Genomic DNA, 6329 nt, shown 5'->3' with positions numbered 1-6329 from the left:
GGGTGTGAAGCCGGACGGGTCAGAAGCGTTGAACGTGATGATAGTACTTGCGCTTTTTATTTCTTCCGTCACAGCATTTCCTTGCGCGTCCACTTTGATGTTTGTTTTGCCTGCCAACGGATTACCATCTACACTTTCCAACTCGACTTTGGTCACATAGGAAAGCCGTGAAAGGCTTATCGCATACCACGACAGCTACGCCATAGCAATGGCGAAATACGGCTTGCAGCGTGACATACGGGGGTCAGAAGCACGGCATACCACCACCGCCCAATACTACCGTGACCTTAAACGGCAGACAGGAGAGCTTGAAGCCAACGTGCAACAACTACAAACCGAACAGCGGCAGGCGGAACGGCAGCTTGACGAAGTCAGGAAAGAAATCAAGCCGGAGAAGTTGGAAGTCGCCAAGACCGAGGCGAAAACGGCACTTGTGGCAAAGGTCGGTTCTCTTTTGGGCAGCGGAAAGCTGAAAGGACTGGAAGACGACAACCGCACCCTGCAAGGCGAGGTTGCCGCACGTGACGAAAGCATCGAACTGTTGCAACGGCAAATGCAATGGCAGCAGGAAGAACACCACCGCCAGCTTATGGAACTGCAAGCCAAGCACCGCAGGGAATTGTCGGACGAGGAAGCAGAACACCAAAAGGAAGTGTCATTCCTGAAATCCATTATCCAAAAAGCCAAGAAGTGGTTCCCGCTGTTTCAAGAGTTGGTGTACATGGAGAAGTTCTGACTTAAAGTCGACTTCAACGAGCGGCAGACCGCCACGCTCATTAGTGGCAAACTATTGTTCTACGAGGGCGAACTCTATTCGGAGGAACATAGGCGGAAGTTCACGACCGAAAGGGCTGGCTTCCAAGTGGTGAAAGACCCGAAAGACAGGTCTAAACTTGCACTAGCCATCAACGGGCAACTGATTGGCGAATGGTTCAAGGAACAGTTTGGCAGGCTGTTCTCATCCGTAAAAAAGACGGTTGAGCCGTTTAGGAGAGTCAAGAGCATGGGGTCATAGATAATGCCAACGGGAGGATAGCAAGTTTGTGTTTTGGGTAGACCAAAACCGCTTGCCGCCCTCCCGCTGGTCAAAACCAATAAAATTTCTCACAAAAATTGCATCACCAATTTTACTTTCATTTCTTTGCCGGGTCTTCTATGTAGAACGTCCATTCAAGGAGCTTACGGGCAGGAACGGAAAGTATAAATGTATAACTTAAACATTGAATGTTATGAGACCAACAAGAAGACAGAAAATAGCGATGATGGCAATAGTTGTCATTGTCCTTTCATGCGGAACTGCCAATGCACAGCGTTGGCATCAGTATCATCGTCCGTATCGTGTTGTGACGGTTGTTTCAAGGCCAGCCGTGGCTGTCCATGTCAGTAACCGCTTCACCCAAAAAGAGCGTTTCAGAATGGCAATGGCATATCTGAAAAATCATGAATACCTTACCGTTAAGAAATACGCTAAAATGACAGAATTGTCGAAGGCCGCCGCAAAAGCGGAACTTGACGCATTTGTAGCTGATAAAGAAAGACCTCTTGAGGCCGTAATAAGAGGGAAAAAGAAAGTGTATATATTAAGGAAATAGAGAAAGGAGTTATGGTTATGAAAGGATATAAGAAATGGGGTGCATTTACTTTGATTGTCGGAATGGTCATGCTGTGCAGTTCATGTGCCGTGCATAGACATACACGTCCTCACCGCCATCATCCACACCGTCATCGGGTAGTTATTATCGCGGAACAGACTACCGCCACAGAGCAAAGCTAGGATGGTATCACCTTTGAAGAATGTTTGGCTATGACCGAACCGGACTCCTATGGCAGTACTGAATGATACGGACATAGTTTCAGCCCTGAAAGAAAATGTCGAAAACGGATTCCGGTTGCTGATGGCGAAATACAAAGAGGCAGTGTATTGGCATATCCGCCGTCTGGTCGTTTCGCACGATGACGCGCAGGATGCCGCCCAAGAAACCTTTGTACGGGTATTCCGTTCTATCCGGCAGTTCAAAGGAGAATGTTCGTTCTGTGCGTGGATTTACCGGATTGCCACTAACGAAGCTCTGCGTGTATTGGAACGAAGACGTGGCGAGCGGCTTTCATTGGACGACCCAGAAGCCGGAGTAAGCGACCTGATAGCCGACGAATATGTGGATTACAATGATTTGGAAGCAGTAAAACTGCAAAAGGCTATCCTGTCATTGCCCACCAAGCAGCAACTGGCGTTCAACCTGCGCTACTACGATGAACTGGAATATGACGAGATAGCCGCCATCACTGGCTCCACGGCAGCCAATGTGAAAGCCAACTAACATTTGGCCAAAGAGAAGATAATAAAGTATATGAACTCCACAGATTAAGGATATGGAAAAAGATTTTGATTTCAACCGGATTGGAAAGCGTATGCCTTATAAAACACCGGAAGGCTTCCTTGACGAGATGGAAGCAAATATATGGAAAGAAGTTCAAGGCGGACTTTCCCAAACATACAAGCGCAAGACATACCGCCTGCGTGTTTTCGCGGCATCTCTGGCGGTAGCCGCAAGTATAGCCTTGTTATTTGTGTTCAATCCTCTTTTCCACAAAGGGACAACTGATAGTTTCTATCAAGTGGAACAGGCATTTGCTAACCTAAGCCAGGAAGACCAGGCTTACATGCTTGCCGTTTATCAAGAAGATCTGTTTATGAACGAATAATAATAAAGAATATGAAGAATATAATCAGACTATTGCTGCTGGTTGTCTCATTGACAGCCTTCAGCGGAACGGTTTCAGCGCAGAGCAACAAGCAGCGCCTCACCCGTGAACAATTGGCAGAGGTACAGGCTAAGCATATTGCCAAGGAGATGGCAATGGACGAGACGACAAGTCAGCGTTTTATCGAAACCTTCTGCCAGTTTCAACGGGACATTTGGGCTCTCGGTTCCCGTCCGAAGCAACCAAACAACCAAATGACCGACAAAGAAACCGAGCAGGCGTTGAAAGCCCGTTTTGCCCACAGCCAAAAGATACTGGACTTGCGGCAAAAATATTATGCCATTTACAGCGAGTTCCTGACACAGAAACAAATCCAACGTGTCTATGAGCTGGAACGGCTGATGATGGAACGCCTTTCCAAACGAAGTAGGAGGACAAACCGATAAAAACTATTCACTTATTAAATTTATATCGTATGAAAAAGTTAATCATGGCTATGCTGATAGCCGTTTCTATGGTTCAAACCATTTCAGCACAAGACAACAACCGCCAGCGTATGACACCGCAACAGCGTACCGAGCAACGCATCCAAAAACTTGATGAGAAACTGTCGCTGACAGACAACCAGAAAAGCGAGATACGCGACCTTTACGCAGACTTCTACAAGCAGAAATATCCCAAAGAAAAGCGTAAAGAAGCGATGGAAAAGCTGATAACAGACATTGCGGCTGTGCTGACTTCCGACCAACAGGTGCTTTACAAGCAATTACAGGAGGAGGCAGCAGCCAAAGACGGAAACACGCACCTGAAAAGTAACAGACATGAGGCTTGCTAAAAAGAATGCCAGCCTCCTGAGAACCACGTTCCTTCTTGTTTGTTCCTTTTGGAGCTTCAGGATTTCCCTTGCATCCGCTCCGGTTGCACCCCTCACTTTTTCTTTTGAAAGCTGGACTTACGAGAATGTTACATTCCCGTACAGGAAAGCTGTGATTGCAACCGGAAGCGGACAGCCAATCCCTATTCTGGTAATTTACATGCATGGCGGTCCCAAACGGGGCAATGACAATGTGCTGCAAATGCAGGAACAAGCCATATTCACCATAGCAGGTTATCTCAAAGAAAGGAATATCCATGCGGTGATGCTTGTACCGCAATGTCCGGACTCGCTCACATGGGGAGTGGAAACAAATGAAGCCGTCAGACAGATAATAGAGGACTATACGAAACGTGGCGAAGTGGATGCACACCGCATCTACCAGTTTGGAGGTTCAATGGGCGGTACTGGTGCATGGCTTATGTCTTCAGCTTATCCTTGTCTTTTCGCCGCCGTCATGCCGGTTGCCGGCAATCCGGAAACAGCCGACAGCGATCGTGTAGCAAATACTCCGGTTTATACGGTAATGGGGAGCGATGACAGACTGATGACCATCCCGCGTGTAGTTGATTTCGTGGAGCGGTTGAAAGGAAAAGGAGGAGAAGCCATAATGGATGTTGAAAACGGCTGGGGGCATGTTCAGACTTGCACGGACAGTTATACCCCCCAACGTCTTGATTGGATTTTCAGCCACACCCGTCAGTGAGTGTAACCAAATAAAAGAATGTGAATAACTCAAATAGAAAAATGAAAAATAGAATTATTGTTTGTTTTATGTCATTGCTCGGTCTTGTATCTTGTTCGGACAGCAACGAGGAGTTGGAATACGCCAGATTTTCCGACGGGCAGGCATTATCTTCAGGCGGTTTGGTGGCAACCCTCATAGACGGGCTGTATGACAAATGGCGTGCAGGAGATACTATCCTGTTGCTGCACGATGGACAGACTGCTTTCGCCGAAGCGCAGGAATCGGGTAACATATCGAGCTTTACAAGTGGTATATCAAGAACTTTCACAGACAGCAATCCCCTATACGGCATCTATCCGGAAGGTAATATGGTTTCTTTCGACAATGAGGGCGTTACCGTATCCGTTCCTCCCGTTCAGACGGCAAAGGATAGCGGATTTGATGAAACTGCGGCTGTGTCGGTAGCCCGTTCCATTTCCGAGTCGCTGTGTTTTCAATCGGTTTATGGCGGTATAAGACTGAATTTCCAGATGTCCGGTGTAACGAAAGTGGAATTGGAAAGTGTCGATGGCTATGCCTTGTCGGGCAAAGCCAAACTTAAATGGGACGAACAAGGGGTTCCGGTCGTAGCTGAAATGAGTGACACCAGTTATATCCTTACGTTCAATGCCCCTAATGAGTCCGGTTTCCTTTCCGGGAAAGATTATTTCATATCCACCTTGCCTTGCGACCTTTACGGAGGTTACAGGCTGTCCATTTACAAAGACGGGCAGGTTGCCGACTATTTTGGCGTGCATCAGACAGTGGAACGTGCCTCCTATATAACCCCGATTGACTTGGTGGAAAGCGAACTGGTGTTTGACGACCCCGATGCGCCGCTTGTGGAAGAAGAACGCCCAGAACTGGATGCCACGACAACCGCCCTTCTCCGTCAATACCAACAGAACCCGACGGAGGAGAACAATCAGGCTCTGATGGTGCAAATGGGAATCCGCTATGACAAAGTTGTCGCACGGAAGAAATCCAAACTTCGGGAACTGGAACGGGAAGCTCCTACTCCCGACCTTGTTGACGAGATGCAGGAGATAGTGGATGAAATGGTTGAGAACCGCGACATCCGGTTGGAACAGCAGTTCCTAAGGCTGATTGACCCTCGAACTGATGACAACCTCGATGATGCCTGGATGGTACTGCGCGGCGTGCCGGAACAGGATGCCTACATTGGGTATGCTCCTGTTACAAATGCCGAATATGCGGCTTTCAATCCCGATTTCAGCTATGATGTAGGGAAAGATAACTATCCGGCGGTAAACATCCCGATTGCACAGGTTGCCGCCTATTGCGACTGGCTCACGGCGCAGGACGCCTCGCACACATACCGTCTTCCGACAGACGAGGAGTGGATTCTTGCTGCCGGACACATGCCCAAGGATGTTTCCATGAACTCCGGCTATGTGGAATCCGGACTGACGGCGGTGGACGCTTACAGCCAGGCAACCGGAGCTTGCGGCGGCATTGATTTTTGGGGTAACTGTTGGGAATGGACTTCATCGACAGATGCCAATGGCCTATACATCATCAAAGGAGGCTGTTGGGATTCCGACCGCGATGACTGCCGTAGCGAGAAATCCGATGTAGTAAGGGATAGTGCGCAAGGTTATGCCAATGTCGGCTTCCGGGTAGTAAGAACGGTTCCTAATCTCTGACACTTAAAACTTCATTTCAAATATGAGAAATTTATTTTTAGCAATGGCTATGGCCATTGTGACGGGTACTATTGTATCCGCTCAAGAGAATGGCAAAGAAAATATAATGGCGGTTTCGCCCGTCCAGACAGATAAAGACAACGGATATGATGGCGATTCCGAACTCCGTTGCGGCATTAAGTTCAGTATCGGATTTTCCGGTGTGACCAAAGTCGAGTTGGAAAGTGTAGATGGTAATCCGTTGGCAGGCAAAACAAACATCAAAGTGGACGCGCAAGGAAATGCAGTGACGGAAGAAATAAAAAGCGCAAGTACTATCATCACGTTCAACGCTTCTGACCCGCCCGGCTTCACACCT

At 48.1% G+C, this 6329-nt stretch carries 8 protein-coding genes and 1 pseudogene; all 9 read left to right on the top strand.

Annotated features, from left to right (window positions below; all coding sequences use genetic code 11):
- The first annotated feature begins 208 nt into the window (after positions 1-208).
- Positions 209-736: a coiled-coil domain-containing protein gene (locus tag M3089_RS15550; protein WP_249085209.1), complete on the top strand. Its 528-nt coding sequence runs from the start codon at positions 209-211 to the stop codon at positions 734-736.
- Positions 737-1229: 493 nt separating this feature from the next.
- On the top strand, positions 1230-1592 hold the full coding sequence (locus tag M3089_RS15545; RefSeq protein WP_249085207.1) for a hypothetical protein: 363 nt from the start codon (positions 1230-1232) through the stop codon (positions 1590-1592).
- A 231-nt stretch (positions 1593-1823) separates the two neighbouring features.
- Positions 1824-2318, top strand: a complete 495-nt coding sequence (locus tag M3089_RS15540; protein ID WP_249085204.1) for an RNA polymerase sigma factor — start codon at positions 1824-1826, stop codon at positions 2316-2318.
- 52 nt (positions 2319-2370) lie between these two features.
- Positions 2371-2703, top strand: coding sequence for a hypothetical protein (locus tag M3089_RS15535; RefSeq protein WP_249085203.1), 333 nt, complete (start codon positions 2371-2373; stop codon positions 2701-2703).
- Positions 2704-2714: 11 nt separating this feature from the next.
- Positions 2715-3149, top strand: a complete 435-nt coding sequence (locus M3089_RS15530) for a hypothetical protein (RefSeq protein ID WP_249085200.1) — start codon at positions 2715-2717, stop codon at positions 3147-3149.
- Positions 3150-3178: 29 nt separating this feature from the next.
- The gene (locus M3089_RS15525) at positions 3179-3538 is read left to right on the top strand and encodes a hypothetical protein (RefSeq protein ID WP_249085199.1); all 360 of its coding nucleotides are present in this window, start codon (positions 3179-3181) and stop codon (positions 3536-3538) included.
- On the top strand, positions 3525-4283 hold the full coding sequence (locus tag M3089_RS15520; RefSeq protein WP_249085197.1) for a carboxylesterase family protein: 759 nt from the start codon (positions 3525-3527) through the stop codon (positions 4281-4283). Before M3089_RS15525 ends, M3089_RS15520 begins: the two co-directional genes overlap by 14 nt.
- Positions 4284-4324: 41 nt before the next feature.
- Entirely contained in the window at positions 4325-5971 is a 1647-nt protein-coding gene (locus tag M3089_RS15515) for a formylglycine-generating enzyme family protein (protein WP_249085195.1), read from the top strand.
- Between the two features lie 22 nt (positions 5972-5993).
- Positions 5994-6329 (top strand): annotated as a pseudogene (locus tag M3089_RS15510) (hypothetical protein); the annotation flags it as partial.

It is taken from the genome of Marseilla massiliensis (assembly GCF_023336985.1).
Taxonomy (GTDB): Bacteria; Bacteroidota; Bacteroidia; order Bacteroidales; family Bacteroidaceae; genus Prevotella; species Prevotella intestinigallinarum.
This window is presented reverse-complemented; position numbering and strand designations above follow the sequence as displayed.

Excerpts from the sequence above, each read along its gene's own strand:
- M3089_RS15550 (WP_249085209.1), top strand. The coding sequence starts at position 209 with ATGGCGAAATACGGCTTGCAGCGTGACATACGGGGGTCAGAAGCACGG.
- M3089_RS15545 (WP_249085207.1), top strand. The coding sequence starts at position 1,230 with ATGAGACCAACAAGAAGACAGAAAATAGCGATGATGGCAATAGTTGTC.
- M3089_RS15540 (WP_249085204.1), top strand. The coding sequence starts at position 1,824 with ATGGCAGTACTGAATGATACGGACATAGTTTCAGCCCTGAAAGAAAAT.
- M3089_RS15535 (WP_249085203.1), top strand. The coding sequence starts at position 2,371 with ATGGAAAAAGATTTTGATTTCAACCGGATTGGAAAGCGTATGCCTTAT.
- M3089_RS15530 (WP_249085200.1), top strand. The coding sequence starts at position 2,715 with ATGAAGAATATAATCAGACTATTGCTGCTGGTTGTCTCATTGACAGCC.
- M3089_RS15525 (WP_249085199.1), top strand. The coding sequence starts at position 3,179 with ATGAAAAAGTTAATCATGGCTATGCTGATAGCCGTTTCTATGGTTCAA.
- M3089_RS15520 (WP_249085197.1), top strand. The coding sequence starts at position 3,525 with ATGAGGCTTGCTAAAAAGAATGCCAGCCTCCTGAGAACCACGTTCCTT.
- M3089_RS15515 (WP_249085195.1), top strand. The coding sequence starts at position 4,325 with ATGAAAAATAGAATTATTGTTTGTTTTATGTCATTGCTCGGTCTTGTA.